The sequence below is a fragment of the Pantoea sp. CFCC18179 genome (assembly GCF_059412405.1).
Genome location: NZ_JBNBPM010000003.1, coordinates 104,322 through 130,004 on the forward strand (window position 1 = coordinate 104,322; position 25,683 = coordinate 130,004).

24 protein-coding genes and 1 riboswitch are annotated in these 25,683 nt (G+C 54.0%); of the genes, 11 read left to right on the plus strand and 13 right to left on the minus strand.

The genetic code is table 11. From position 1 onward, the window contains the following. Positions 1–28 precede the first annotated feature (28 nt). Positions 29–1,885 carry a sigma-54-dependent Fis family transcriptional regulator gene (locus ACPUC7_RS08090; protein WP_494922483.1) on the minus strand — a complete coding sequence of 619 codons (1,857 nt, stop codon included), beginning with the start codon at positions 1,883–1,885 and terminating at the stop codon, positions 29–31. A gap of 149 nt (positions 1,886–2,034) precedes the next feature. On the opposite strand from ACPUC7_RS08090, the gene ACPUC7_RS08095 reads away from it, so the two are divergent. Beyond that, on the plus strand, positions 2,035–2,664 hold the full coding sequence (locus tag ACPUC7_RS08095) for a LysE family translocator (protein ID WP_494922484.1): 630 nt from the start codon (positions 2,035–2,037) through the stop codon (positions 2,662–2,664). A gap of 43 nt (positions 2,665–2,707) precedes the next feature. Here the strand turns inward: ACPUC7_RS08095 and ACPUC7_RS08100 are convergent, their stop codons facing one another. From ACPUC7_RS08100 to ACPUC7_RS08140, 9 genes are all read right to left on the minus strand, one after another. Beyond that, positions 2,708–3,190, minus strand: coding sequence for a hypothetical protein (locus ACPUC7_RS08100; protein WP_494922485.1), 483 nt, complete (start codon positions 3,188–3,190; stop codon positions 2,708–2,710). A 265-nt stretch (positions 3,191–3,455) separates the two neighbouring features. Beyond that, on the minus strand, positions 3,456–6,632 hold the full coding sequence (locus tag ACPUC7_RS08105; RefSeq protein WP_494922486.1) for an inverse autotransporter beta domain-containing protein: 3,177 nt from the start codon (positions 6,630–6,632) through the stop codon (positions 3,456–3,458). A 255-nt stretch (positions 6,633–6,887) separates the two neighbouring features. Then, the gene (locus tag ACPUC7_RS08110; protein ID WP_494922487.1) at positions 6,888–7,817 is read right to left on the minus strand and encodes an ABC transporter substrate-binding protein; all 930 of its coding nucleotides are present in this window, start codon (positions 7,815–7,817) and stop codon (positions 6,888–6,890) included. A gap of 9 nt (positions 7,818–7,826) precedes the next feature. Continuing rightward, a complete protein-coding gene (locus tag ACPUC7_RS08115) occupies positions 7,827–8,561 on the minus strand; it encodes an ABC transporter permease (RefSeq protein WP_494922488.1) in 735 nt (244 codons plus the stop codon). After that, positions 8,545–9,261, minus strand: coding sequence for an ABC transporter ATP-binding protein (locus ACPUC7_RS08120; protein WP_494922489.1), 717 nt, complete (start codon positions 9,259–9,261; stop codon positions 8,545–8,547). Before ACPUC7_RS08120 ends, ACPUC7_RS08115 begins: the two co-directional genes overlap by 17 nt. Then, a complete protein-coding gene (locus ACPUC7_RS08125; RefSeq protein ID WP_494922490.1) occupies positions 9,258–10,223 on the minus strand; it encodes a ThiF family adenylyltransferase in 966 nt (321 codons plus the stop codon). Before ACPUC7_RS08125 ends, ACPUC7_RS08120 begins: the two co-directional genes overlap by 4 nt. An 11-nt stretch (positions 10,224–10,234) precedes the next feature. Next, positions 10,235–10,993, minus strand: a complete 759-nt coding sequence (locus ACPUC7_RS08130; protein WP_494922491.1) for a thiazole synthase — start codon at positions 10,991–10,993, stop codon at positions 10,235–10,237. A 2-nt stretch (positions 10,994–10,995) separates the two neighbouring features. Further along, positions 10,996–11,193 carry a sulfur carrier protein ThiS gene (gene thiS / locus ACPUC7_RS08135; protein WP_494922492.1) on the minus strand — a complete coding sequence of 66 codons (198 nt, stop codon included), beginning with the start codon at positions 11,191–11,193 and terminating at the stop codon, positions 10,996–10,998. After that, positions 11,177–12,121, minus strand: coding sequence for an FAD-dependent oxidoreductase (locus ACPUC7_RS08140; protein WP_494922493.1), 945 nt, complete (start codon positions 12,119–12,121; stop codon positions 11,177–11,179). Before ACPUC7_RS08140 ends, thiS begins: the two co-directional genes overlap by 17 nt. 125 nt (positions 12,122–12,246) lie before the next feature. After that, positions 12,247–12,366, minus strand: a riboswitch (TPP riboswitch). 210 nt (positions 12,367–12,576) lie between these two features. On the opposite strand from ACPUC7_RS08140, the gene ACPUC7_RS08145 reads away from it, so the two are divergent. Next, a complete protein-coding gene (locus tag ACPUC7_RS08145; RefSeq protein ID WP_494922494.1) occupies positions 12,577–13,014 on the plus strand; it encodes a 6,7-dimethyl-8-ribityllumazine synthase in 438 nt (145 codons plus the stop codon). Positions 13,015–13,154: 140 nt separating this feature from the next. Here the strand turns inward: ACPUC7_RS08145 and ACPUC7_RS08150 are convergent, their stop codons facing one another. Next, entirely contained in the window at positions 13,155–14,165 is a 1,011-nt protein-coding gene (locus ACPUC7_RS08150) for a GntR family transcriptional regulator (RefSeq protein ID WP_494922495.1), read from the minus strand. A gap of 317 nt (positions 14,166–14,482) precedes the next feature. On the opposite strand from ACPUC7_RS08150, the gene ACPUC7_RS08155 reads away from it, so the two are divergent. The 8 genes from ACPUC7_RS08155 to ACPUC7_RS08190 all read left to right on the plus strand — a co-directional run bounded on the left by ACPUC7_RS08155 (position 14,483) and on the right by ACPUC7_RS08190 (position 22,414). After that, entirely contained in the window at positions 14,483–15,880 is a 1,398-nt protein-coding gene (locus ACPUC7_RS08155) for an amidase family protein (protein ID WP_494922496.1), read from the plus strand. 12 nt (positions 15,881–15,892) lie between these two features. Then, on the plus strand, positions 15,893–16,768 hold the full coding sequence (locus ACPUC7_RS08160) for a polysaccharide deacetylase family protein (RefSeq protein ID WP_494922497.1): 876 nt from the start codon (positions 15,893–15,895) through the stop codon (positions 16,766–16,768). 70 nt (positions 16,769–16,838) lie between these two features. Then, the gene (locus tag ACPUC7_RS08165; protein ID WP_494922498.1) at positions 16,839–18,212 is read left to right on the plus strand and encodes an MFS transporter; all 1,374 of its coding nucleotides are present in this window, start codon (positions 16,839–16,841) and stop codon (positions 18,210–18,212) included. Between the two features lie 9 nt (positions 18,213–18,221). Beyond that, positions 18,222–18,998 (plus strand): SDR family NAD(P)-dependent oxidoreductase, encoded by a 777-nt coding sequence (locus ACPUC7_RS08170; protein ID WP_494922499.1) that lies wholly within the window; start codon positions 18,222–18,224, stop codon positions 18,996–18,998. A gap of 9 nt (positions 18,999–19,007) precedes the next feature. After that, positions 19,008–19,754 (plus strand): SDR family NAD(P)-dependent oxidoreductase, encoded by a 747-nt coding sequence (locus ACPUC7_RS08175; RefSeq protein WP_494922500.1) that lies wholly within the window; start codon positions 19,008–19,010, stop codon positions 19,752–19,754. 11 nt (positions 19,755–19,765) lie between these two features. Continuing rightward, entirely contained in the window at positions 19,766–20,050 is a 285-nt protein-coding gene (locus ACPUC7_RS08180) for a hypothetical protein (RefSeq protein ID WP_494922501.1), read from the plus strand. Between the two features lie 140 nt (positions 20,051–20,190). Further along, on the plus strand, positions 20,191–21,210 hold the full coding sequence (locus tag ACPUC7_RS08185; RefSeq protein WP_494922502.1) for a CobW family GTP-binding protein: 1,020 nt from the start codon (positions 20,191–20,193) through the stop codon (positions 21,208–21,210). Positions 21,211–21,217: 7 nt separating this feature from the next. Further along, a complete protein-coding gene (locus tag ACPUC7_RS08190) occupies positions 21,218–22,414 on the plus strand; it encodes an ABC transporter substrate-binding protein (RefSeq protein ID WP_494922503.1) in 1,197 nt (398 codons plus the stop codon). Between the two features lie 33 nt (positions 22,415–22,447). Here ACPUC7_RS08190 and ACPUC7_RS08195 read toward each other — a convergent pair whose 3' ends face one another. Together ACPUC7_RS08195 and ACPUC7_RS08200 are read right to left on the minus strand one after the other, a co-directional pair. Next, positions 22,448–23,752, minus strand: a complete 1,305-nt coding sequence (locus ACPUC7_RS08195; protein WP_494922504.1) for an MFS transporter — start codon at positions 23,750–23,752, stop codon at positions 22,448–22,450. Positions 23,753–23,938: 186 nt separating this feature from the next. Beyond that, entirely contained in the window at positions 23,939–24,664 is a 726-nt protein-coding gene (locus ACPUC7_RS08200) for a pirin family protein (protein ID WP_494922505.1), read from the minus strand. 123 nt (positions 24,665–24,787) lie between these two features. Here ACPUC7_RS08200 and ACPUC7_RS08205 point away from each other — a divergent pair, with 123 nt between their 5' ends. Further along, the gene (locus ACPUC7_RS08205) at positions 24,788–25,663 is read left to right on the plus strand and encodes a LysR family transcriptional regulator (protein WP_494922506.1); all 876 of its coding nucleotides are present in this window, start codon (positions 24,788–24,790) and stop codon (positions 25,661–25,663) included. Positions 25,664–25,683 lie beyond the last annotated feature (20 nt).

The following is a 25,683-nucleotide window of genomic DNA, read 5'->3' on the forward strand; positions in this document are numbered from 1 at the left end:
CGTAAATTGGTCGCCAAATATGGCGACCTTATGATGACGAAAGGCTATTTGGCGGTTTAATACCCAACTTCTGCATATGGCGATACAACGTCATACGGCTAATCCCCAATTGCCGCGCCGCTTCACTTTGATTCCAGCCTGCCGCGTTGAGCTGACGTAATAATCGTTGTGCTTCATTTTCTGACGTCGATGAAGATATACAAATCTGCAAGGCATCCGGTAAATCTGCCGCCTGAATCTTGCCATCCTCGCACATCACCAAGGCAAATTGCAGCGCGTGGTGCAGTTCACGTACATTGCCCGGCCAGCGATGGCAACGCAGCAATTCTCGTGCATTTTCGCTGAGTTGCGCCTGTGCTTGCAGCAGATGATCGATTAACCAGTCGATATCGTCGCGCTCGCGTAAAGGTGGCAGCGTGATGGTCGCGCCCTGCAAGCGGTACAACAGATCTTCACGGAACAGGCCCTGATTCACTCGCTGCGTCAGCGTATGATGGGAAGCCGAAATCACGCGAATATCCACTTTTTGCGCCTGACGTGCACCAATCGGTAACACCTCTTGTTCGGCCAGTACCCGCAGCAAACGCGTTTGCATCTCCAGCGGCATATCACCTATTTCATCAAGGAACAAAGTGCCACCGTGCGCCGCCTGAATCAGCCCGCTGCGCGCCCGATTGCCTGCCCCGGAAAAACTGCCCGGCAAATAGCCAAATAATTCGCTTTCGATTAATGAGGGGGCAATCGCCGCACAGTTAATCGCGACAAATGGTCCGTGATGGCGCGAACTGGCCTGATGGAAAGCCCGCGCAAAATATTCCTTACCGCAGCCAGTTTCCCCTTGCACCAGCACGTTCAGTGAGGCATTGAGCAATCGCGAAGCACGCTGCAACTGCTGATCTAATTGCTTATCGCCGCCGCTTAATTTCGCCAGTTCAGGCGCTGTTTTTACTGTCGACGCTTTAATGCGCAGTGGCGCAGGCTGCTGAGTGCGTGCAAAGAAACGCTGCTGACCGCTGATGTCTTCTAACTGTTGCGCAGTCGAAGACCAATTTGGCAGTTGATCAACCGAGGTACGAAACAGTGTCGAGATCGATGAACCCAGCACATCGCCAAGCTGCTGGCGTGCGGGTTGGTTCATGCCGACCAGACTACCTGCGGCATCGAATGCCAGCAGCAGTTCTGGATGCACATCCGCCCACGCGAAGGTGCGGCTGAGTTTGAGGATCCAGTCTTGTCGATGGTGATGCAGAAACCATGCGTTCTCAATTTGCTGTGCCTGATTCAGTGCTAGTTGCATCACCAGATGTTGGCTACTGCGAGGTTGTGGCGAGGTCAACGCAGAAATATCCAGCACCGCCTGAACGACACCTTCCGAATCAAACAGCGGCACAGCGCTGCAGGTGAGAGGAATATGTGTAGCATCGAAATGATCGGTCTGATGCACGGTAATCGCGCTACCCGTAGCAAGCGCCGTGCCCACCGCACAGGTTCCCGACAATGCTTCAGACCATTGTGAACCCAGAAATAACCCGGCACGACGCAAGCTGATCTCGGCATTGCTGTCGCCGTAATAATCTACCGCCACGCCTTGCGCATCGGCCAGCAACAGAATGTAGCCAGCGGGAGCGATTTGCTGATAAAGCGTCTGCAAAGCGGATTGCGCCACGAAGCGCAGTTCATCCAGTTGCTGGCGATGTTCGCGTAATTGGTGTGCAGGCAGAATACGCGCAGCCTGCATGCGGCTGGGATCTAAACCATGCTCGCTGACGCAGCGTAACCACGAAGCCTGAACCGCATTGTCCAGCGGATTGAGCACGCTGGCTGCGTGCGCGTTTTCAACTTGAGCGACCACATTAGCGATGTGCTCACGCTGGCTAAAGTTCACAGCTGTTCTCCTGCATCAGCGCGGGTTACACGCCGGTTCAAAGCGAAACCACAGCATAGCGAATTAACACCTAATTAACAGATCCGCCATAGAAAATTGTGTTCTTAACCGTTATAAAAAAGGTCGGGATTGCCAATAAAGGAAAGCGTATGACGCTGTCACATGAATTGATATTGATCTACACCACCTACTTTGTTGCCACCGCTAGCCCCGGTCCAAGCAATATGGCGATTATGGGCACGGCGATGAAGCAAGGACGTGGCGCAGCTCTGGCACTGGCCAGCGGGGTAATCGGCGGATCAATGATGTGGGCGTTATTGGCGGCCTGCGGCGTGTTAACCGTCTTAGCCACTTTTGCACAACTGCTGATTGTGCTGAAAGTTGGCGGCGGATTGTATTTGCTGTGGCTGGCGTTTAAGGCGGGAAAATCAGCGATGCGCCGTCCTGACGAGGAAGAATTCGCTGCCATCAGCGATAAAGCCCGCTTCGGCAAAATGTTTCGTCAGGGAATATTGATGCACGTTGGCAATCCAAAAGCGATTTTGACGTGGGTTGCCATCATGTCAGTGGCATTAAAACCCGGCGCGGCAGCATCGACTTTGCCGATGATTATTGGCGGATGCGCAACGATTTGTGTGTTGGTGTTTGGCGGCTACGCGCTGTTGTTTTCCACTGCGCTGATGGCGGCATTTTATCGCCGGATTCGACGCGGACTGGATGCGCTACTGGCCTGCTGCTTTGCAATCGCAGGATTGAAGTTGGTTTTTAGCCGTAGCTGATAGGATAAGGTCGCCATCAATGGCGACCCTACAAACATCGCGATCAAGAGTTGTTTGGCGGTGTGTCGGTTTCGGTAAACGCAGGCTTCTGACGTGTTACAGAATACACCACGTTTTTCGGCGCTTTAGGATCGGTGGTGACATCCACTGAGGCGATGGTCACTTTGCCGAAGCCAAACAGTGTCTGCACGTAACCACCAATCTGGTGTTTACCCGGTGCGACGTGAATCTCGCGCTTCTCGCCCTTCTTCAACAGGCCCGCATCCTGTCCATCCACTGTGACATATACGGAAGAACCATCATCGGTACGCGTGACCAGATGTGAAACATTGATCACCGTAGGGCCGCTTTCGAACGGCGATGGCGAATCCTGGTTGTCGATTGGCGCGCCAGTGGTGGCAGGCTGAGCTGCGGCATCAGCGGTTGCGGTCTTGTCGGTAGATGTGCCGGTAACGGCAGCAAGACGTGCACAGGCGGTAAGCATGAGTGTCGCCATCAAAGTGGCTAGTGTGAAACGGGATAACATCGCGACGAAAAAACCTCTGCTAAATGAGAAGTGTTAATATTAGCGTGCCTCGCAGAGTGATGACAGTCACACAAATACAGTTTTTTCTGAAAACCCGCGATGAACTGTATCGCGAGGTAAACCGCCGCACAGAATGTGTAAGGGAAACGGCGGCCAGAGAGGCCGCCGGAAGTAATACTCGCGAAAACAACTAACATTGGCTAACTGTAAAGATGAAAGTAAGACGGACAAGTGCTTTCATCTTTTACGGTTTCATTCAATCCAGTTAGTTATGCTGGCTAGTACAAACGATATCCATCAAGTTACTTGCTGAAAAGAATCCTTTAAGGCCGTTCCGCCCGTTCATGTAAGAGTTGTAACTTAAGCCGCTGCGTTCATTCTTAGCCCACATCAAGTAAGGCAAGCCATCACCCCACTCAGACCACAACGTACCGACACCTCGCACATTGGTGCCTTGTGACATATTACTGAGCTCAGGTTGATGATTGTTATTTGAACCGTCACAAAGAATTGGCAATGAAGAAGCAGCCGACTTCCTTCCTGTTGGACTGAACCACTGACGGACACGGAAATTAAATGCTGCCGTTGCCGTTCCCTGCTTTGCCGTGGCTGTGATGGTGATATCTTTGCCCGCCGCGCCACTGTTGTGCAAGGTGACTACCCCATCCGCATCAACAGTAACAGCGTCTGCCGCACCGTTCGCACGCCATTCATAATCTGCAGGTGACGCATCTTTTAGCCGAACCTTGAATGATGCGCCAGGATAAGCCGTTGTCGGGAAACCACTGTTAGCCGTAAAGTTGTGAGAATTAACGTCTAAATAATCAACTTCAGCGACTTCTGATTTGAAATTCAATACCAGTGGTTGGTTACCAACCAGATCGCGTCCTTCAAATTGCATGGTCAAGGTGTAAACATCATCTCGACTCGCAATAAAAGTGGCATTGTAAACGCCGTCCGTAGAACGCATAGCAAACTCAGGTTCCGATACCACTGACCCCTTTTGGGTGTCAACGCGCACTGAGAGTTTCTCAGTAATGTTGTTGATTAAATTCCCTTCAGTATCTCTTGCGGTGAAAGCAAGGGCGACACGAGCCTGGTTTGCCGACGAGTGTTGATCAACGGTGCCAATCAAAGTAGAGCGCGCTCCAGCAGGTATGTCGTAAACCAATACGGTAGTGGCAAGTTTGCCAATTAAATGCCCATGAATCTTGGGAGTGATGATGTAACCATCCGCTTTTGTCCCCTCTACCGTCGCGGTATAAAAGCCGCTGGCGCCGTGCTCAACAATTGTACTAAGACCTATGCGACTGCCGGCAATCGAACCGTCAGATGCTTTAATGTCAAATTGCAGGGAATCAGCCAACCCTGTTATCGGCTCACCCTGATCATTTACGATATACAGGCTGAGTGTCGAAGACTCTTGACGGGTGGCAACATACACCGGCGAAGCATCAAATGAGGAGATATCTGTATCAATATTTGGCGCTGAATTCCCAGCCAAATTGATGGACGTAGTCAAATTATTCATCGGCACGCCACTATATTGCGGCGTGATCTCATACGCATCAGCCTGGGAGGCTTTTAACGTAGTTCGATAATTTCCGCCTGCACGCGTTTCGATAATTGGGCCAAAGCGAACCGCTGAACTGGCATCTGAGCCACTGCGAGTTTTCACTGCAAAATCCAGTTTGTCGGCGATGCCGCTAATCGGATTTCCATCAGCATCTTTTGCTCTAAACGAAAGAATTGATGTATCGCCCTGCTCTGTGGAAATTGCCATCGAAGACGCGTTGCTATCAGGCAAGCCTTTGAGCACGTTTACCGTAACCTCGGCTAAGGCAATACCTTGCACCTTCGGCGTGATAATTAACGCTTCTTCCTGCAAACCTGAAGTTAATGACACTTCAAACACACCAGCCGCCTTGCGTATAGGAGCGGATAAGGTGGCACTTTGTGCCTGTCGCGTCGCTTTTAGAGCGACTGAAACTTCAGCTATATCTATGTCGATGGGCTGTTGATGTTCATCTCGTACATTTAACGTCATCACCAATTGGCTTTGACCATCAGCAGGCAGCGCACCATCAATTGGCGTTAAGCTGCTGTTTTGGACGTTCATTGCGGCAGGATTAACTTCGATAACGGTTTCGCTGCGCGCTGAACGGTTGCCTTTGCTGTCCACTGCCACCCCATGCAAGGTATAGCGATTCACGGCATCCGCGCCTGATCGCCAGCTCGGGAAGACGACACTGTGACTGGAACCATCGGACAAAATCTTGCCACCTGCCGCCGTCATTTCTGCTGCCGTCCAGTCGATGCGATTCAACCCGTGTTTGCTGCTAACCTGCACATTCAGCGGTTTTTGTTCACCGCTGACGCCTTGCAAGTTTTTCATCACATTGAAGGAGATCACCTCCTTCTTGCGATAATCCAGCACGATGTTGTTATTACGCGTGACTAAGTCATAACGGCTTCCCGCCAGACTACGCATAGCCGCCACATTATCGGTATTAAATTGGTATTGCCATGGCAGACCCAACTGATAATTCATTTCCAAGCCAAAGCGCGTATCATGAATACCGCTCTGTCCCTGGCGTTGTTCAGCGCTAAGTGTGAATAACGGAATAGGTGTATAGCTAATTCCCGCAGTAATAGCACGTGGGTCTTGTTGACGACTATTACGGCCGAATAACGCTACTTCATCGCCATAATATTGCTCATAACGCAATTTACCGCCGAGCTGCGGGAAGGCTGGCAACCAGCCTTCAGTACGTACATCCCAACCATTAGCTGGGCGTTCCTGATAATCTTCTAAATCTGGGGAATCTTTCCAACTGGTTAGACGATGATAACTATTTACGCCAAATTTAAAATAATCCCGCCAATATTCCGCGCCAAATCCAATCCGCGTATGTTGTCTTGAAATATCGTAATCAATAAAACTATTCAGCCCAAACATCCAGTTATTATCGAACTGACGATAACCCAACCCAAGGTTAGATTGTGTGCGATCATCGGTTCGGTGCAGACTGCCTTGTGAGAATAAGATTTTTTCCTGACTGTCATAAAACGGCACCAGAAGATCGAACTGTGAATTTTTAAGTGAGAATTTTTCATCAACTTCGAGTTGCACACGTGCTGTGCCAAACTGGCTTAGCCATTGCTGTGCCTGCGTACCGGCTTCACTGGCAGCATAGCTCCGCATCATCGTATTTGCTGCATCAGCATCAGGTTTGTCAGCGAAAAAACTTCCGGTACGCGAGGCGACTTCCGCAAACCGTTGATCGTATCTTTCATCACCATTTGTATGATGAACATATTTTTCATTCTGGTTAGCTTGCGCGGAAAAAGGAGTGATTACAGGCAGGGCAAATTGAAAACATATTGTCGCCCAACCCACAGCCTTGCGAGCCAGAGGTATTTTTTCGCTGTGGTTATTCATTTTTTTGTCCATTTTTATTTAATGAATGAATTTGCATCCTGCGATCGCAAAAAAAATAATAAGGTCACAAAAAAAAGAATGCCACCTTAAAAATACCGAGCCAAATAATAAGATACTTCTGAATGAATTCTTAAATTATGAAAGGAGAGATAAAGCCCGCGCACTTTATAAAAGATTAATAAATATTAAGTTGCATTAACGCCTCGGTAGAATACCGGGGCGTTAACATGAAAGAAAGATGTTGGTTAGATCACACTACAATGAATACCGATTCATCGGCGCAATTTGCTTAATCACGCCATTAGCCTTCATATATTCACCAAATGCCTGGTAACGCGTTTGATCAAATTCAGCGCTATGGGTAGCGAAATACGGCAATGTCGCCTGCCAGGCTTGCTGATTCAATGGCGTATTCAGTTCGGGATACTGTTTAATAAATGCCTGCCATGCCTCTTGCGGATGCGCACGAAGCCAAGCAACGCCCGCATCTAAACCGCGCAAAAACGCCGGAATACGTTTGTCGGTTGCGGCGCTTTTCTGGTTGGCCAGAATGATCAATTCGTCATAAGCGGGCACACCGAAATCTTCCGGTTTAAATACCGTTGGGCTGGCGCCTTTATCCTTTAAATCCAGTAATTCGTAATTACGAAACACCGTCATCGCACCATCAATTTTGTGCGTCAATAGCGCGGAAACGCCGTCCATATTCAGGTTGATCAGTTTCACCGAGTCCGCATCGACACCCTGCGATTTCAGCATGTTGCGGATCGCCACATCTTCGGTGCCAGGCACCGCATATCCCAGCGTTTTACCGGCAAAATCTTTCAGTGAGTGAATATCGCTGGAAACTGTGGTCAAGGTGTTAAGCGGCTGATTGATCAGCGTACCCACGCGGATCACCGGCACATCTTTATCCACCAGCGTATACAACTGCGGCTGATAGCTGATCGCCAGATCGGCCTTTCCCGCCGCCAATAACAGCGGTACGGAAGCGGAATCGGCAGGCGCGATCATCTCGACATCCAGCCCTTCTTTTTTGAATGCACCGCTGTATTGCGCGGCAAAAATCGCTGCGTGGTTCGGATTGATGAACCAATCAAGCAGCAGGCGAACTTTTTCTTCAGCGTGTGCGCTGGCAGTAACCAGCAGCAGCAATGCGGTGATTGCAGTACGTAAGGTGTTCAAGATGTGTCCTTATTGTGATTGCCAGAGGGTTTTCTTGCGGATCAGCGCCACGCTGCCAGACAGCAGCAGCGCCAAAATCAGTAACAGCAATAGCGCGGCAAAACTGGTGGCGGTTTCCAGCCGGGCGTTGGATTGCATCATCAGATAGCCCAACCCTTCGCTGGCGCCAACCCATTCGCCAATCACCACGCCAATCGGTGCCAGCACCACCGCCATTTGTAAGCCAGAGAAGAACTGTGGCAAGGCTGCGGGCCAGCGCACCTGCCAGAAAATACGCCAGCGTGATTGCGTGGTGGTTTGCGCCAGTTCCAGCCAGCCGCTGGGCGTGCGGCAGAGTCCATCAAACAGCGACAGACATAACGGAAAGAACAGGATCAATGCCGCCACCACCACTTTCGAAGCGATACCAAAGCCGAGCCACAGCACCAGCAAAGGTGCTAGCGCAAACACCGGAATCGCCTGGCTGGCCGTCACCAGCGGGAACAGCATACGGCGCATCAGCGGACTGGCCGCCATCGTTACCGCCAACGTGACGCCCGCACCAACGCCGACCAACAGCGCCAACACGATTTCCGCCAGCGTATACAGCGCGTGATGCCACAACAGTTGGCGATGTTGCCACAGCGCTTCCAACACCGACTGCGGCTCAGGCAGCAGAAAAGTGGGTACGCCGCTGTGGCGCGCCAATAGCCACGCGCACAGCAACACCACGATCAAATAGATCGCGCTAAACAGATTTTTCATGTTGATTCAGTCGGGAAAAGAGTTGGCCCTGCGCCAATAACAGGCCGGGATCGTCGAGTTTGCGTGGCGCATCACCGCCGGGAATGGGCCAGTTTTCAATGGTTAACGGTTGCCCTTCCAGCAGCAGGATATCGTCGGCCATACGGCAGGCTTCCAGCGGATCGTGCGTTACCAGCAGCACGGTTTTGCCTTTCAACAAGCTGGCGGTCAGCGTTTGCAGGCTGAGTTTGGTCATCACATCCAGCGTGGCAAACGGCTCATCCATCAGCACCACCTCGCGTTGTGCATACAACGTTCGAGCCAGAGCCACACGTTGACGCATGCCACCGGAAAGATGATTGGGCGGCGCATGCGCCACGTCGCCGAGTTTTACCTGCTCCAGCAGCGATAAGGCGCGTTGTCGATCCGGCTTCTCACCGCTGAGCCGTGCCGACAGCATTACGTTCTCCAGCACCGTCAGCCACGGATAGAGCAGGTCTTGCTGCCCCATCCACGCGACTTGGCCTGAAACGCCCTGCACTTCTCCTTGCTGCGGCGTGAGCAATCCTGCCAGAAGACGCAATAGGGTACTTTTGCCGATGCCGCTGCGCCCCAGCATTACCGTAGTTTTACCGCCGCGCAGATGCAGATTAAGCTGCTGGCACAACGGTTTGTCATCCCAGCCAAAACTGACGTGGTTGAAAACAATATCCTGGCTCATGGACGATTTGCTGCCAAAATCGCTAAGCGATCACATCCACGCTGTGCAAGTTCTGTCGCTGCCTGCGCGGCGCGTATGCCGCTGGCGCACACCAGCACGATGCGCCTATCCTGCGGCGGCTGCCACGTTGCAATGGCGGGCGGCAGGATGCGTTGCACCTGCTGCGCCACGCTGGTCGGCGCTTCTTCATGGCTGCGCAGCTCCACAATGCAATCGTCGGCACGCAACAAGGTGCGATCAATAAACGGCACGCTGTTGGCCGGTTCTTCCGCACCATCAAAACGAAATTGGCGGAAGTGCCAGTTTACGAAGTCGCAGTTGACCACGCAGCCGAGCGGCGATGGTTGCAAATCCAGTAGCACGCTGAGCGCCATCTGCGCTTGCATCGCACCCAATGTGGCGACCGCCGGGCCCATCACGCCTGCGGTGTTACAGTTAGCGGCCGAGCGCGGCAAGGTTGGAAACAGCGCGCGATAGCTCGGCGCTGTGCCGCAAAATCCACCGACATAACCTTGCCTTGCTAACACCGACGCGCTGATTAAGGGAATGCCTGCGGGCCAACAGGCATCAGAAAGTTGATAGGTCACGGCAAAGTTATCGGCGGCATCGATGACCAAATCGCAACCGGCCAGCGCAGTTTGCATATTGCTGACGCTTAGCGGTTGCTGCACGGCGTCGATCTGCACTTCAGGATTGCGCAGCTGCAATGCTTGCTGCGCGCTGCTGGGTTTGGGCTGACCGATATCCTGCATGGTGAACAGCGTTTGACGATGCAGATTGTGCAGCGCCACCTGATCGTCATCATACAAACGGATATAGCCGACGCCAGCGCCGACCAATTGTGGCAACAAGGTCGCGCCTAATCCGCCCGCCCCCACCACCAGCACCCGCGCGTTGCGGAGTTTGCGCTGCCCGGCTTCACCGATTTCCGGCAACATCATTTGGCGCTGATAACGTTCCATATCTCCGCCTCTCAGCTTAAGTTGGCCAGGCCAAAAATCGGCGTGGAAGCAGCGGCCATATCGCGTTTTTCCATCAATCCGGCGCGGGATGCGGCGTGTCCGGCTTCAATCGCCTGGCGGAAAGCGTTAGCCATCACCACCGGATCGCCCGCTTTCGCTACGGCGGTATTCAGCAAGATGCCGTCGAAGCCCATCTCCATCGCCTGCGCCGCCTGTGATGGCGCGCCAATGCCCGCATCAATGATCAACGGAACATCGCTGAACCACGCACGCATCGCGCGCAAGCCTTCAATATTGCGTAAGCCTTGACCCGATCCGATCGGCGCGCCCCACGGCATTAACAACTCGCAGCCTGCTGCCAGCAATTTTTCACCGACGATCAGGTCTTCGGTGGTGTAGGGAAACACCTGAAAACCGTCATCGCACAGGATGCGCGCGGCTTCCACTAACGCAAAGGGATCGGGTTGCAACGTGTCGGCATGACCGATCACTTCCAGTTTGATCCACGCGGTGTTGAACAATTCACGTGCCATGTGCGCAGTGGTGACCGCTTCTTTCACCGTGTGGCAACCGGCGGTGTTGGGCAGCACGCGCAGATTCAGTCCGGTTAGCAATTCGCGAAATGCTGCGCCCGCTGTGCCTTCGCGTCGCAAACTCACGGTGATGATTTCGGTGCCTGACGCGGCAATTGCCTGCTGCAAAATCGCTGGCGAAGGATAGCCCGCGGTGCCCAACAGGAAGCGTGATTGACCGGCAAAATCGTAAAACATGGTCAGCCTCCTTGCATCGGTGATAGCACTTCCAGCTGACAACCTTCGTCGAGCAGTTGCGCGTCATACTGGCTTTTCGGCACAAACGCGCCATTGAAGGCGGTGGCGACGCAGGCAGCATCAATTTGCTGTTCGATCAACAATTCACTGAGATTGCTGGCCTGGGTGCTGATCGCCCGACCATTAAGCTGAATATTCATGAGATTGCTCCGCGAAAAGGCGCTGCATCAGTTGCTCTGCCAACATTGGGGCCAGCAGAAAACCGTGACGATACATGCCGTTAAGATAATAGGTGTCGTTTTGATAATCGATTTCTGGCAAATTCGCCGGATAGGCCGGGCGCAGCCCGCTACCGCTTTCCACAATACGCGCTTCGGCAAGTGCCGGATGAATGGCATAGGCCGCGCTAAGCAACTCCATCATGGCGCGCGCACTGATAGCGCTAGCATCGTCGCTCTCGATCATGGTGGCGCCGAGCATGAAATGGCCATCGCGGCGCGGCACTAAATAGCACGGGAAACGCGGATGCAGCAGGCGAATCGGACGGGAAAACTGCACCTCGTCGCTGTGCAAGATCACCATCTCACCGCGTACTGCACGCAGGCGCGGCAATTCAGGGGCGGCGTGAATGCCACGGCAATCGATAATCTGGCCTTGAGGATGTTCTGTTTTGAATCGCACGCCGCGCTGCGTTAGCTGCTCGCGCATTTCCGTTAGCGCGCGACGCGGATCAAGATGCGCTTCCCCGGCGAAGAACAAACCGCGCGCAAAACGCCCTTCCAGTGCCGGTTCAATCTCGCCGGGATTAACCCATTGGTGCTGCTCGGTCATGCGCGCAAAGCGATTGAGTTCCTGGCTATCGCGCGGCGGTGCAACCACCAGCGTGCCGTGATGTTCAACGCCACTGACGCGTTGCTGCCACCACGCTGCGGAGTGTTGTCCGAGAGTAATCACTTCGCGCGGCGCGCTTTCCGCTTCGCACCATGGCGCGAGCATACCGCCAGCAAACCACGATGCCGGGCGGCGCGATTCATCGTCGATCACCTCAACGTCTTCACCGCGTTCTGCCAGCAGAGTGGAGACACACAAACCGGCCACGCCGCAGCCGAGCACGCTCCAGCGACTCACAGCGCAGCTTCCAGGTTGTTGCAAAATGGGGAATTCACATCGGCCTCTCAGTGTTAGCTGAGACCCGCAGATACCGAAGAAGGGAAATGGCGCGAGAGAGGTAACCTTTGCGCCAGACAGCCCAAACCACAGACTGTCAGTCTTCCTACGCCAGTATCAACTGGGTCAGGTTCAAAGGGTCGCTAAACCGCGCAGTGCGCTATTAGCCTCTCAGTCTCTTTGGTGAGACTCCCCCGACGCGTCTATTTGTATTGCAGCGGCTGGCTGCCGTCAAGCATGGAATAACCGCAGCATTAGCATGGGATTGGTGTTAATCGCGGTCACCTTAAATGGCGACCTTCCATAAACGGCATTTATCGCTACGCGCCGCCGGTGGATCACAACCGTAACATATGATATATAAAGACATTAATTTTATTGGCGCGAAACAAATTACAGGTGATGTCGGAATAATTATGAACAATATTAGAATTGCATTTATTAAAGCCGGCTGGCACAAAGAAATCGTCCACAATGCGTTGGTGGGTTTTGAAAAAGAATTAGCCGATCAATCCGTGCAAGCAGAATTAAAAGTGCTGGAAGTACCGGGCGCATTTGAAATGCCATTATTAGCAAAACGTTTGGCAGAAACCGGCAAATACGATGCGATTGTCTGCGCCGCGCTGGTGGTTGACGGCGGTATCTATCGCCATGATTTCGTTGCCGCAGCGGTAGTTGATGGCCTAATGAATGTGCAGCTGAGCACCAATGTGCCGGTATTTTCCGTGTCATTAACCCCGCATAATTTCCAGCCGGTTGATGTGATTGAAAACTTCTATACCGAACACTTTATCAAGAAAGGCAAAGAAGCCGCTCGCGCTGCATTAGCCATTCATCAGCTTTCAATTGATTGATGTGCAATTGAGGATCACTTCATAATTGTTGTGAAGTGATCTTTCTTATATTTATTTCTTATAATTAAATTAAAAAAATTATATTCATCCGCGCAGCAATGCTATTTCAGCTTCTATAACTTCTGCTCATACCCCTAAACTTAACGCGCTTCCATAAATTCCGGCAAACTCGGCACAGGCAACACTGACAACACTTTAAGTCGTTGCAGGGTGCGTACCTGCGCACGTTCCAGATGATCGCGTAAACAAGCCGCGGCCAGTTCCCAATTTCCCTTCAGCAACATTTCATACACCAGGCAATGCTCTTCCAGCATCGCGGTTTCTACCGGAATCGCCAGCAGATCATAAAAGATACGCGTGACGATAAACGGCGATTGATTCTGCCGCAGGATTTGCATCATCAACTTATTGCCCGCCGGTTCGAGGCAGCGCACGTGCAGATCTTCTTCCAACCACTCCAATTCTGTCGCGGTGAGCTGCTTGCCTTTGTATTTTTGCGCTTTCTCTAACGAAGCGGTGAGCCACTCTACCGACAAATGTTGTCCGGCCTTGCGCAGCGCGGTGGGTTCAAGGCTGGCGCGAATTTCAAAATGGTCAGCGATTTCGCGCGCCGTCAGCGGGCCGGTTAACCATTGCGAATACGGCTCTTTCTCTACCAGACCTTTATCGCGTAGCCGCATCAAACTTTCACGGATCACCGAACGGCTGATGTTGTAATGCTGCGCCGCTTTCTGCTCATCAACCTGATAACAGCCAAACACCATCGCGGTGGACAGGACGATTTGCAGATTCTCCAGCACTTTCTCGCCGCTGCTGCGGGTATCGACCAACTCTTGTTGCTCATCCAGCCCAAACAGTTCACGCGTTAACGCCACACGCAGCGGTTCAACTTCCTCGGCATCCTGCGCCACGATGAAGCCACGCCCTTCGAAGCGTGCAATCAGCCCTTCTTCGTGCAACAAACTCAACGCGCGACGCACCGGCACACGACTGGTGCCAAACAGCTGCGCTAACGGCCCTTCCAGCAACACTAAACCCTGCGGAATTCGCTGTTGAACCAGAATGTTATGTAAAACCTGGCGAATGGCTTCATATCGCGCAGATCCCGTTTCATCCTTGGGCGCGCGAGCACTGTTTGTCGGCATACTCATTTCATCGGTCCTGTTTTTATCGCGATACATTATCACATCTTCCCTCGGACAAACCCGCATCATGCAGCAGCACTGTTGTAGTGCAGAGTGCACAATAACGGATCATTAAATTAAATATCCATCTTGTAGAAATATCCACGATTTCAAAACGATCGCAATTCACCGCTAAAATGCTCAACTCAACCTACTGAAATAGCGCTTCTTTATCAAATTTAATACACAAAGATCACAATTTAGTCCCTTTGATCTCTCTGGTTTGGCATCGTACTTGCTATGTTTAAATGGATTTTGTTTTTAAATGTACATTTAAGGTGAGTATGAACGCTGAGATTGTCCGCCAACAGTTCCAACAAGGTCAGATTGATGCCTGTGCGATTGCCGCTCTGTACGCGCAGGGGAAGATCACGCCATCTGCATTTGTTGATGCTTGCCTGAGTGCCGCTGAGCAAAGCAGCAGCATCTTTATTACGTTGACGCCACAACGCGCCCGCGCGGAAGCGGCGGCCGCCACGTCGCGCTGGCAACAAGGCGCGCCCTTAAGTGCATTAGATGGCATTCCGTTGGCGTGGAAAGATCTGTTTAACCTCGCTGCAACCCGCACCACAGCGGGTTCCGCTACGCGCAATAATGTGATGCTCGAACAACAAGATGCCGCACTGGTGGCCCAACTCACCCAAGCGGGCATGGTCACAATCGGCAAAACCAATCTCAGCGAATTCGCCTTTTCCGGCTTGGGCATCAATCCGGCGTTTGGTACGCCATTGCTGGATTCGAATCACGCCACGCAGCATGTGCCGGGCGGGTCATCGAGCGGTTCGGCGCGCGCGGTGGCAGCCGGTTTGGCCTGTTTTGCGATGGGCACCGATACCGCCGGATCGATTCGCATTCCGGCGGCATTCAATGGCATCACCGGTTATCGCGCCAGTCGTCAACGCTATAACGATCTCGGTGTGTTCCCGCTGGCGGCTTCACTGGATACGCTCGGCCCGTTGTGTCGCAGCGTGCGTGACGCCCGTGCGCTGGATGACATTCTGTGTGGCACTACGCACGAACTTGCTGCCAAGCCGCGTTTTGTCGCCGATCCCGCCCTGCTCGATCACGCCGATTCCGTGGTACGCGCCAACGGTTATCAATGTTTGGCGCTGCTGACGGCCGCCGGTTACGCGGTGGAATTCCGCCAGATTTCAGCCTTCCATCAGGCGTTGCAGTGGATTGCCACCCACGGTTGGCCCGGCGCGATTGAAGCCTATCAATTGCATGCCGCACTGCTGAATTCGCCGGAATCCGAAAAAATGGATCCTTTTATTCGCAGTCGTTTATTGGCTTCCGGACAATTAAATCCAACGCTGCTCAGCGATTTTCTGCGCCAGCGCGCGAATTGGCAGCAAGCGCTGCAAAACGAACTCGATGGCGCGGTGCTGATCACCCCCACCGTCAATCACACTGCGCCGTTGTATGCCCCATTGATGGCTGACGCCAAGGCGTTTGCTGCCACCAATGCCGCCACGCTGCGCCTGACCATGCCCGGCAGTTTGCTGGATATGCCCGGCGTGGCGTTGCCGAGCGGCGTGGCAGATAACGGCTTGTTCACCAGCCTGCTTTTCTCGTTACCCCGCGGTGAAGACCGCCGATTGTTACGCGCTGCCCAAGCGGCAGCCGATGTACTCGCGCAGGGCAATATTGCTCGCGCTGAATTTTCTGCAACACAACCCTGAAGGAACTCAAAAATGGCCAAAGAAATCCTTTGCGCATTTGGTGTAGACGTTGATGCCGTCGCCGGCTGGTTAGGTTCATACGGCGGTGAAGATTCGCCAGATGACATCTCTCGCGGGCTGTTCGCCGGTGAAGTGGGTGCGCCGCGCTTACTGAAAATGTTTGCCGAACACAATCTGCGCACCACGTGGTTTATTCCCGGTCACTCGATCGAAACCTTCCCTGAGCAGATGAAAGCGGTGGTTGATGCCGGGCATGAAATTGGTATTCACGGTTATAGCCATGAAAACCCGATTGCCATGACGCCAGCACAGGAAGAAGCGGTGCTTGATCGCAGTATCGAACTGGTCAGCCAACTGGCGGGCAAACGTCCAACCGGTTACGTCGCGCCATGGTGGGAATTCAGCAATGTCACCAACGAATTGCTGCTGAAAAAAGGCATCAAGTATGACCACAGCCTGATGCACAACGATTTCCATCCTTATTACGTTCGCGTCGGCGACAGCTGGACCAAGATCGATTACAGCCAGCATCCGGATACGTGGATGAAACCGCTGGAGCGTGGCGAAGAAACGGACTTGGTTGAGATTCCGGCCAACTGGTATCTCGACGATCTACCGCCAATGATGTTCATCAAAAAGTCGCCTAACAGCCACGGCTTCGTCAATCCGCGTCACCTGGAAGAGATGTGGCGCGATCAGTTCGATTGGGTCTATCGCGAGAACGATTACGCGGTATTCACCATGACGATTCACCCGGATGTGTCTGGTCGTCCGCAAGTGTTGCTGATGCTGGAGCGTTTGATCCAGTACATCCGCAGCCACGAAGGCGTGCGTTTCGTGACTTTCGATGAAATCGCCGATGACTTTAAAGCGCGCCAACCGCGCTGAGCCTGCGCTTAAGGGCGTATTGCACTGCGCCCATTAACCGTTTTTTAACCCCTGACAGAGTGATAGCGCTATGAGCATCTTTAACAAAATCTCCGTAAATGGCTGGCAGCCGCAGCAGTTGACCATCAGGGATGTGAAATTTGCCACCTGGATTGCTTTTTTCGCCTGGGTTTTTGCCGTATACGATTTCATTCTTTTCGGTACCTTGCTGCCGGAAATTGGCGGCCATTTTGGCTGGAGCGAGGTTGAGCAAGCCGAAATCGCCACTTGGGTGGCGGTCGGTGGCGCGGTGATCGCGCTGGCGATTGGACCATTGGTGGATCGCCTCGGACGCCGCATGGGCATTGTCGTCACCGTGGGTGGCGCGGCGCTGTGTTCACTGCTCACCGCTGTTGGCGGTTCCTGGGGCAAAGGCGCGCTGACTGCGATTCGTTCGGTAGCGGGCTTGGGTTACGCCGAACAGACCGTCAACGCCACCTATTTATCCGAGTTGTACACCGCCATTGATGACCCCAAACTCAACAAGCGCAAAGGCTTTGTCTATAGCCTGGTACAAGGCGGCTGGCCGGTTGGCGCGTTGGTGGCTTCGGCATTAACCGCCATTTTGATGCCGATCATCGGTTGGCAAGGCAGCTTTATTTTTGCTGCACTGCCCTCGCTGGTGATCGCGCTATTGGCCTTGAAGTTGAAAGAGACGCCACAGTTCGAAGTACAGAAAAAGATCCAGCAACTGCGCGCGGCAGGCAATGATAAAGATGCTCGCCAGGTCGCAGCGGATTATCAGGTTCCTTATGAAGAACAGCATCGCGCCGGTTTGGCTGCGGCTTTCCGTGGCCCGTCACTGCGCGCCACCTTGGTACTCGGCGCAGCGGTGTTGATTAACTGGTTTGCGATTCAGATTTTCAGCGTGCTTGGCACCACGGTGATCACCAAAACTCACGATGTTTCCTTTAACAACTCGCTGCTGATTTTGATCTTGTCGAACCTCGTCGGCTACTGCGGTTATCTGGTACACGGCTGGCTTGGCGATCGCATTGGCCGTCGCAATACCATCGCGGTGGGCTGGATGCTCGGTGGCGTGGCGTTTGCTGGCATGCTGTTCTGCCCGGACAACTTCGCCACCATCGTTGCGCTGTACAGCATCGGTTTGTTCTTCCTGATCGGCCCGTACGCCGCTGCCCTGTTCTTCATCAGCGAAAGCTTCCCGACTGCGATCCGCGCGACCGCCGGGGCATTGATCGGCGCAATGGGCCCGGTTGGCGCCATCATTGCTGGCGTGGGAACCACCAGCGTGCTGAGCAGCGGCGGCCACTGGCAGGATGCTGCGCTGTGGTTTGGCGCCGTGCCGTGCTTCATCTCCGGCATCATCATTCTGTTTGCCCGTGCTGGCGCGCATCAGAGCGTGGATGTTAACGCCACCGCCACCACGCAGCCGCAGGCTTAAGGAGTTTTCATGCAACAACATTCTTCTACACAACCGGTTGCTGCCATCAGCGGTGCCGCCAGCGGTATTGGCCTGGCGTTGGCAACACTGTACGCCCAGCGCGGCGTGCGGGTGATTGCCGGTTATTACCCTGCCGATCCACACGATCCGGCAGTGGCGGCGGCGCAAGTTGAAGCCGCTGGCGGTGACGCTATCTGGCTGCCGCTGGATGTGGCAGCGACAGAATCAGTTGATGGCTTTATTGCCCAAGGCATCGCCCATTTTGGTCGGTTGGATTATGTGATTGCCAATGCTGGGATTTTGCGCCGCGCACCAATCGCCGAGATGACCGATGCGCGTTGGGACGACATGCTAAACGTCGATCTCACCGGCGTGATGCGCTGCTTCCGCGCAGCGGCGCCTCATTTGGGATCAGGTGCCAGTTTGGTGGCGGTTTCCTCCATCGCCGGTGGCGTGTATGGCTGGCAGGATCATACGCATTATGCGGCGGCCAAAGCCGCGGTGCCGGGCATCTGTCGTTCGCTGGCCGTGGAGCTGGCTCCGCAAGGTGTGCGTTGTAATGCCATTATTCCTGGCCTAATTGAGACGCCGCAGTCGCTGGATAAGCAAAACTCACTCGGCCCAGAAGGTCTGGCAAAAGCCGCCAAAGCTATCCCGCTCAATCGTGTCGGTCGTCCAGAGGAGATCGCTAAAGTGATCGCCTTCCTAACCAGCGAAGAGAGCAGCTATCTCACCGGGCAAAGCCTGATTGTCGATGGCGGTTTAACCGTGCGTTGGCCGGATTAAGGAGCAGCCATGCAACTCAATAACAAACGCTGCGTGATCAGCGGCGCGGCCAGCGGCATTGGTGCGGCCATCGCGCAGCTTTATGCAGGTGAAGGCGCGAAGTTAGTGCTGACCGATCGTGACAGCGACAAACTCGCCAGCATGGTGGAGATTTGTCGCCAGCTGGGTGCCACCTGCGAAGGCGTGGTGGCCGACGTGGGCGACGTGGCGGGCGCAACTGCCGGCGTTGACCGCTGCATCGCGCTATATGAAGGCATTGATGTGTTGGTGAATAACGCGGGCATGTTAACCCAGGCAAGGTGTAGCGATATCACGCTGCAAATGTGGGAGGAGATGATGGCGGTCGATCTGCGTAGCGTGTTTCTCGCCACGCAGCGTGCTTTGCCATCCATGCTGGCGCAACGTTGGGGACGAGTGATCAATATCGCCTCGCAGTTGGGTATCAAAGGTGGCGCAGAACTCTGTCACTACGCGGCAGCCAAAGCCGGCGTGATTGGCTTTACCAAATCGCTGGCGCTGGAAGTCTCAGCCAGCAATGTGCTGGTCAACGCCATTGCGCCCGGCCCGATTGAAACGCCGCTGATCGACGGCATCAACAGCGCATGGAAACAGGCCAAAGCCGCCGAATTGCCGCTGGGACGCTTTGGCCGCGCCGAAGAAGTCGCCCCGGTTGCGCTGCTGTTAGCCAGCGAGCCGGGCGGTAATTTGTTTGTTGGTCAAACGCTTGGCCCGAATTCCGGCGATGTGATGCCGTAACGGAGTAAACGATGTGTGGAGTATGCGGCCTGCTCGATAGTGGGCCGCAGTGGAGCGATCCACTGCGGCAAGATGTGCCTCAACGCCAACTGCGTTTGCAGCAGTTGAAGCTACTGAATCGCGCCTTGAAACCCTGGCGCTTAACCTTGAGCGAATTTCACAACAGTTGGTTGTTAGCTAGCCCAACCGGCCAGCAAACGCTGGTGCATTCGCTGGATGTGTTGTGGAAAGAAGCTGAAAAGATGATTCGTCGCCCGATTGATCCGTTGGATGAACAGTGGCTCGCGTCATTGTGATGTCACCATCAACGGTCCAATGCGCGGCATCTGAACTGAAATCGGTCACCATAAATGGCGACCCTACAACCGTCCGGCGCAATTTTGTAGGGTCGCCATTTAGGGTGACCGACAGCGTCTGATTGCTGAGGAATTCCACCATGCAATACGAAGAAAAACTGCCGCTACATGTACTCAGCGGCTTTCTCGGCAGCGGCAAAACCACTTTATTAAAAAGCTGGCTGGCGCAGCAAAACCTCAACGATATTGCGTTACTGGTCAACGAATTTGGTGAAGTTGGCATCGATCACCATCTGTTGAATGAAGTCGCACCGGACACGGTTTTACTGCCGAGCGGCTGCGTCTGCTGCCAGATTCGTGGCGAATTGAAAACCGCCCTGCTCGATCTGTATGAACGCCGCGCGCGCGGTTTGCTGCCGCCGTTTACGCAGGTGATTCTCGAAACCACCGGCTTGGCCGATCCTTCGCCGATCCTGTCCACTTTGCTGCACGATCGCCAATTACAGCACCATTTTGTGCAAGGCACGCTGGTGACCTTAGTGGATGCCGAACACGGCAGAATGCAGGCCGATGCCCAACCTGAATGGCTGGCGCAGGTGAGTGCCGCCGATAAACTGCTGATCAGCAAACGCGATCGCGTCAGTGAAGATCAAGCGCAGCAATTGCATACTTGGTTGCAACAACTCAATCCGCTGGCGCAATTGAGTGATACGCAACAGGCGCTGCAAACGCCGCAGCAACTGTTTCAATCACAGGTAATACGGGGTTCACGCGAACAGCGTTTTCGCTGGCTCGGCGCGTGTGCCGATGAGCAATTTACGCTGCACCCCACAGCTCACAGTGCCTCACATCCGGCAACGCAAACCTGCGTCATCACCTTGCAGCAGTCGCTAAACTGGCCAGCATTTGCCATCTGGTTATCAATGCTATTACATTGCCATGGCAGCACGGTGCTGCGGATGAAAGGCATTTTGCGCGTCAGCGATAGCAGCACACCGATTGTAATTCATGGCGTACAGCACACGCTGCATCCGCCGGTCCATCTGCGTGACTGGCCGGGAGAATTAGCCAGTTCGAAGCTGGTGTTTATTCTGCGCGGTCTGGATACCGACCGTTTACAACAGGCGTTTAGCCGCTACATGCAGGCATTACAGGAGTAATTAAGCCATGAATTCTGCGGCGAGGGTGAACAACCAACTGACCTTACGCGTGCTTGGCACCTCGGTTACGCTGCTGGAGATGTTACGGGTGCGTGCCGAGCAAGATCTCGGCATCAAAATTGAATATCTGTTGCACAGCGTGGAAGATGCGCAGCGCATCGCGGTGATGCATCCGGAAAGCTACGACATCTACGATCAATGGTTTCATAACATTGATTTTGTCTGGCCGGCGCGCGCCATTCAGCCGTTAGAGATCACGCGTCTGCACTATTGGGATGAAGTCAATGCGCTGGCAAAAACCGGCACTCTAACCGGCGATGGCATTATTGCTGATGGTAGCGTGCCGTCGCAGCGGCTTTATGTGCAGCGCGATTTGCATCTCAGCAGCCAACCCAGCGACCGCATCAGCATGTTGCCGTTGACTCATAATGCCGACAGCTTTGCTTACCACGTTGATCGCCTGCCCGCTGCGCTGCGCAATGAAGCCGAGAGTTGGGGCTGGCTGCTGCATGAAGCGCTTACCGGGCAAGTGGCGTTGCAGGAAGATGCCGCAATGGGCGGATTGGATGCGGCGTTGGCGATGCAAGGTGCAGGATTGGCGCGCTTCGCCAACACCGGAAATTTGTCGCTGGAAGAGATTGATGTGCTCACTCAAGCGCTGGCGCGGCTCAATCGTCAGGGCCATTTTGCCGCCTTTTGGGCCAGCCAGGAGCAAGCCTGCGAACTGATCGACAATCGTCAAGTGGAAGTGCAGAGTCTGTGGGCACCGATCTATTTTCGTCATCATTTCCACCAGCGCGGCTACAAAATGGCGCATCCGCGTGAAGGTTATCGTGCGTGGTACGGCGGCATGTCGTTATCACGCTGCGCCACCGGCCATATCAAAGACGCCGCTTACGATTACCTCAACTGGTGGCAATCCGGCTGGCCGGGCGCAGTGATGGCGCGTCAGGGCTATTACATCTCCAACCCCGAACGCAGTCGCGCTCATCTCTCCGCCGCCGAATGGGATTTTTGGTATGGCGGCAAACCCGCGGCGGAAATGCTGTTCGATGCGTGGGGCGCGCCGTTGATTCCCGCCGGAGAAGTGCGTGACGGCGGCAGCTACGCCCAGCGCATGGGCCATATTGCGGTGTGGAATTCAGTGATGGATGAGCACAATTATCTCACGCGCCGCTGGCAGGATGCGTTGATGCGCAAATGAGTAAACAGCGGAGCATGCGCTCCGCTGCTGAACTCAATGATGAAGCGGCTTTTGGCCTAACGCTTCACGCGGCAACGATGGATTGATATCACACGCCCTCGGCAACATCAGCGTCAAAATCCCCGCCACCACCAGCGATCCGGCCAGCCAGCAAATCGCCACGTTTTGACTGTAGAGCAGCGTTATAATGCCCACCAAATACGGCCCGCAGAATCCGCCTAAATTGCCTAAGCCATTGATCACGCCGCGTGCGCTGCCTGCCACTTCCGGCGAGGCGATGCGTCCGGGAATCGACCAAAACGGGCTGGTGGCGGCTTTGAGGAAGAATCCGCACACTACCAACGCGATATAAGCGGCAACCACATTGTCGTGTAACACCACCGAAGCCAGCAGCGCCGCCGCAAAGCAGAACAGCGACACCATCACCCACAAACGCCGCTTGCCGGTGCGATCGCTTAACCACGAAATGGTGTAAATGCCGAGCACCGTGGCGACAAAGGGGATCGCCGCCAGCAAGCCAACGCCCGCCATATTTGAACCGGTGAGATTTTTCAGAATGCTAGGCAGCCACAGCGTGTAACCGTAATCGCCGGTTTGATAAAAGAAGTTAAGCGCCACTAACTTCATTAATCCCGAATTGCGAAACACCGCTTTCAACGGCGCATTGCTGACCGGTTGCTGCAAGCGGTGTTGGGCTTTTTCGCGCGCCAGTTCGCTCAACAGATACTGCTTTTCACGTTCTGGCAGCCAGCGCGCCTCTTCCGGGCGGTCGGCGATCACCAGCCACCACACCAGCAGCACCGCAGCGGAAAGCAGCCCTTCGATGATGAACAGCCAGCGCCAATCCAGCACGTTGATGATGTAACCGGAAATCGGTGCGGTGAACATGCCGCCCAACGGCGCGAACATCATCACGAAGGCGTTGGCGCGTCCTAACTCTTTCTCCGGGAACCAGTTGCTGACCATGGTCAACACCACCGGCAGCATACCGCCTTCCGAAATGCCCAACACAAAACGCAGCGCCAGCAGCTGATAATGGTTGGTGACGAAACCGGTGGCGATCGACACCACCATCCACGCGGTGAGTGACCAGGCAATAAAGCGTTTGCCGCTACCGTTCACCGCGATGCGCCCGCCCGGCACCTGCAAAAACAGATAGCCAATAAAGAAGATGCCGCTGACCACGCCGGCCATTTGGCTGGTGATCGCCAAATCCTGATCCATGCCGCCGGGTAAGGCAAAACTGATGTTGACGCGATCCATGAACGAGACAATGCAGGTAATCAGAATCGGCGCGATAACGCGATACCAACGGGTTCCGGGAATTTTTTCGTGCATGTTGCCCTCTCCATGTTTAGCCATGATGCGAACGTTGTTTGGCTAACTATTTAAGAGGGAATGGGAAACTTTATTGCGATCTTAATCACTGCGATCAATGTTAAGAAAAAGTGTTACAACCGCTGTGATCGGGCATAAAAAAAGCAGCGTCATCAAGCACGCTGCTTTTAATTAGGCTATGAATGATTAACGTTGTGGATGATTGACTTCCAGCGGACGCAAATCAAACACCAACACTTCGGCATCGTTACCGTTGGCAAAGTGCAGCGCAGTTTCATTGCGCACGCGCGCGCCGTCACCTTCTTTAAACTTTACGCCATTCACTTCGATGCTGCCGCGTGCCACGTGAATGTAGGCATAACGATCGGCGTCGAGGGCGAAAGTTTGCTGCTCGGCACCGTCAAAGAATCCGGCATAAATGCGGATATCCTGACGCACGCTGAGCGCACCGTTTTCACCTTCCGGTGAGATGATCAGACGCAGTTGGCCACGCTTTTCACTTTCCGCCACCGAAATCTGCTGATAACCCGGCGCGCTGTTGCGTTCGCCCGGCACAATCCAGATTTGCAGGAAATGCACGTTTTCGCTTTTGGAGTGATTAAACTCGCTGTGCGTCACGCCGCTGCCCGCGCTCATCAACTGCACATCGCCCGGTACAATCACTGATCCGGTGCCCATCGAATCTTTGTGCTCCAACGCGCCTTCCAGCACGTAGGAGATGATTTCCATGTTGTTGTGCGGATGTGCACCGAAACCACGACCCGGCGCCACGCGGTCATCGTTGATCACCAGCAAATCCGAGAAGCCACTCTGTTTTGGATCCCAATAATTGGCAAACGAGAAGGTGTGATGCGAGTTCAGCCAACCGTGGTCACCTACTCCGCGTTGTTCTGCCAGGCGTTGTTCAATCATGATCTACTCCTCAATTGTGCGGTTGGAAGGCGATTGCGCTTCCCGATGCACATCAGTATACGTAAACTGATTTGCCCAACAATGCGTCACAAAGACAATGACTGTCACCGATAAGTGGACAATATGCAGATTGAAGATCTCCGCATTTATGTAGCCGTGATTAAGGCCGGTAACTTCACCGCCGCCGCCGAGCAGTTATTGCTATCGAAGCAATACGTCAGTCGCCGCATCGCCGCGCTGGAGGATTCATTGGGCGCACGCCTGCTGAATCGCAACACGCGTAAGCTTTCCGTCACCGATAACGGGCAGATTTTTGCCCAACACGCGCAGCGCATTTTGGATGATGTGCAAGAAGCTGAACTGGCGGTTTCCGGCCGCCAGCAGGTTTTGCAGGGCAATTTTCGCCTGAGCGTGCCGATGTCGTTTGGCATCAGCCACCTTTCACCGTATATCGCCGAATTCCTCAGCGTGCATCCCGGTTTGCAGTTTCAGGTTGAATTGGCCGATCGCTATGTGGATGTGATTGGTGAAGGCTTTGATATGGCCATTCGCATTGGTACGTTGCCGGATTCCAGCCTGATCGCTAAACGGCTGGGTGAGTTTCGTCGCGTGATTTGTGCCAGCCCGGCTTATCTTCAGGGTGCAGGCGCGCCATGCACGCCGGAAGATCTCACCGACCATTTATGCCTGCGCTACGGACGCGAAAGCCAAACCGGCTGGGAGTTGTTTAATGGCGACATACGTAAGGTGATTAGCGTGCAAGGGCCGATGGTGAGTAATAACGGGGAAATGCTACGTGATGCGGCGGTGGCGGGTTTGGGTTTGATTCTGCTGCCGGAATTTATCGTCGCCCCTGCTTTAGCCAGTGGTGAGTTGGTAAGCGTGCTGGATGATTGGCAACCGGCTTCGCTCAATCTCAATGCGCTGTATCCGCAACATCGCCAGCGCAGCGAGATTAACCGGGTATTTATGGCGTTTTTGCAGCAGAAGTTGGCGTAAGGTCGCCATGTTTGGCGACC

Bases quoted from the DNA above. Each gene is read 5' to 3' on its own strand.
- ACPUC7_RS08190 (WP_494922503.1), top strand. From the start codon at position 21,218: ATGAATTCTGCGGCGAGGGTGAACAACCAACTGACCTTACGCGTGCTT.
- thiS (WP_494922492.1), bottom strand. From the start codon at position 11,193: ATGAATATTCAGCTTAATGGTCGGGCGATCAGCACCCAGGCCAGCAAT.
- ACPUC7_RS08185 (WP_494922502.1), top strand. From the start codon at position 20,191: ATGCAATACGAAGAAAAACTGCCGCTACATGTACTCAGCGGCTTTCTC.
- ACPUC7_RS08180 (WP_494922501.1), top strand. From the start codon at position 19,766: ATGTGTGGAGTATGCGGCCTGCTCGATAGTGGGCCGCAGTGGAGCGAT.
- ACPUC7_RS08115 (WP_494922488.1), bottom strand. From the start codon at position 8,561: ATGAAAAATCTGTTTAGCGCGATCTATTTGATCGTGGTGTTGCTGTGC.
- ACPUC7_RS08120 (WP_494922489.1), bottom strand. From the start codon at position 9,261: ATGAGCCAGGATATTGTTTTCAACCACGTCAGTTTTGGCTGGGATGAC.
- ACPUC7_RS08155 (WP_494922496.1), top strand. From the start codon at position 14,483: ATGAACGCTGAGATTGTCCGCCAACAGTTCCAACAAGGTCAGATTGAT.
- ACPUC7_RS08160 (WP_494922497.1), top strand. From the start codon at position 15,893: ATGGCCAAAGAAATCCTTTGCGCATTTGGTGTAGACGTTGATGCCGTC.
- ACPUC7_RS08200 (WP_494922505.1), bottom strand. From the start codon at position 24,664: ATGATTGAACAACGCCTGGCAGAACAACGCGGAGTAGGTGACCACGGT.
- ACPUC7_RS08125 (WP_494922490.1), bottom strand. From the start codon at position 10,223: ATGGAACGTTATCAGCGCCAAATGATGTTGCCGGAAATCGGTGAAGCC.
- ACPUC7_RS08165 (WP_494922498.1), top strand. From the start codon at position 16,839: ATGAGCATCTTTAACAAAATCTCCGTAAATGGCTGGCAGCCGCAGCAG.
- ACPUC7_RS08095 (WP_494922484.1), top strand. From the start codon at position 2,035: ATGACGCTGTCACATGAATTGATATTGATCTACACCACCTACTTTGTT.
- ACPUC7_RS08150 (WP_494922495.1), bottom strand. From the start codon at position 14,165: ATGAGTATGCCGACAAACAGTGCTCGCGCGCCCAAGGATGAAACGGGA.
- ACPUC7_RS08105 (WP_494922486.1), bottom strand. From the start codon at position 6,632: ATGAATAACCACAGCGAAAAAATACCTCTGGCTCGCAAGGCTGTGGGT.
- ACPUC7_RS08170 (WP_494922499.1), top strand. From the start codon at position 18,222: ATGCAACAACATTCTTCTACACAACCGGTTGCTGCCATCAGCGGTGCC.
- ACPUC7_RS08130 (WP_494922491.1), bottom strand. From the start codon at position 10,993: ATGTTTTACGATTTTGCCGGTCAATCACGCTTCCTGTTGGGCACCGCG.
- ACPUC7_RS08205 (WP_494922506.1), top strand. From the start codon at position 24,788: ATGCAGATTGAAGATCTCCGCATTTATGTAGCCGTGATTAAGGCCGGT.
- ACPUC7_RS08100 (WP_494922485.1), bottom strand. From the start codon at position 3,190: ATGTTATCCCGTTTCACACTAGCCACTTTGATGGCGACACTCATGCTT.
- ACPUC7_RS08175 (WP_494922500.1), top strand. From the start codon at position 19,008: ATGCAACTCAATAACAAACGCTGCGTGATCAGCGGCGCGGCCAGCGGC.
- ACPUC7_RS08145 (WP_494922494.1), top strand. From the start codon at position 12,577: ATGAACAATATTAGAATTGCATTTATTAAAGCCGGCTGGCACAAAGAA.
- ACPUC7_RS08195 (WP_494922504.1), bottom strand. From the start codon at position 23,752: ATGCACGAAAAAATTCCCGGAACCCGTTGGTATCGCGTTATCGCGCCG.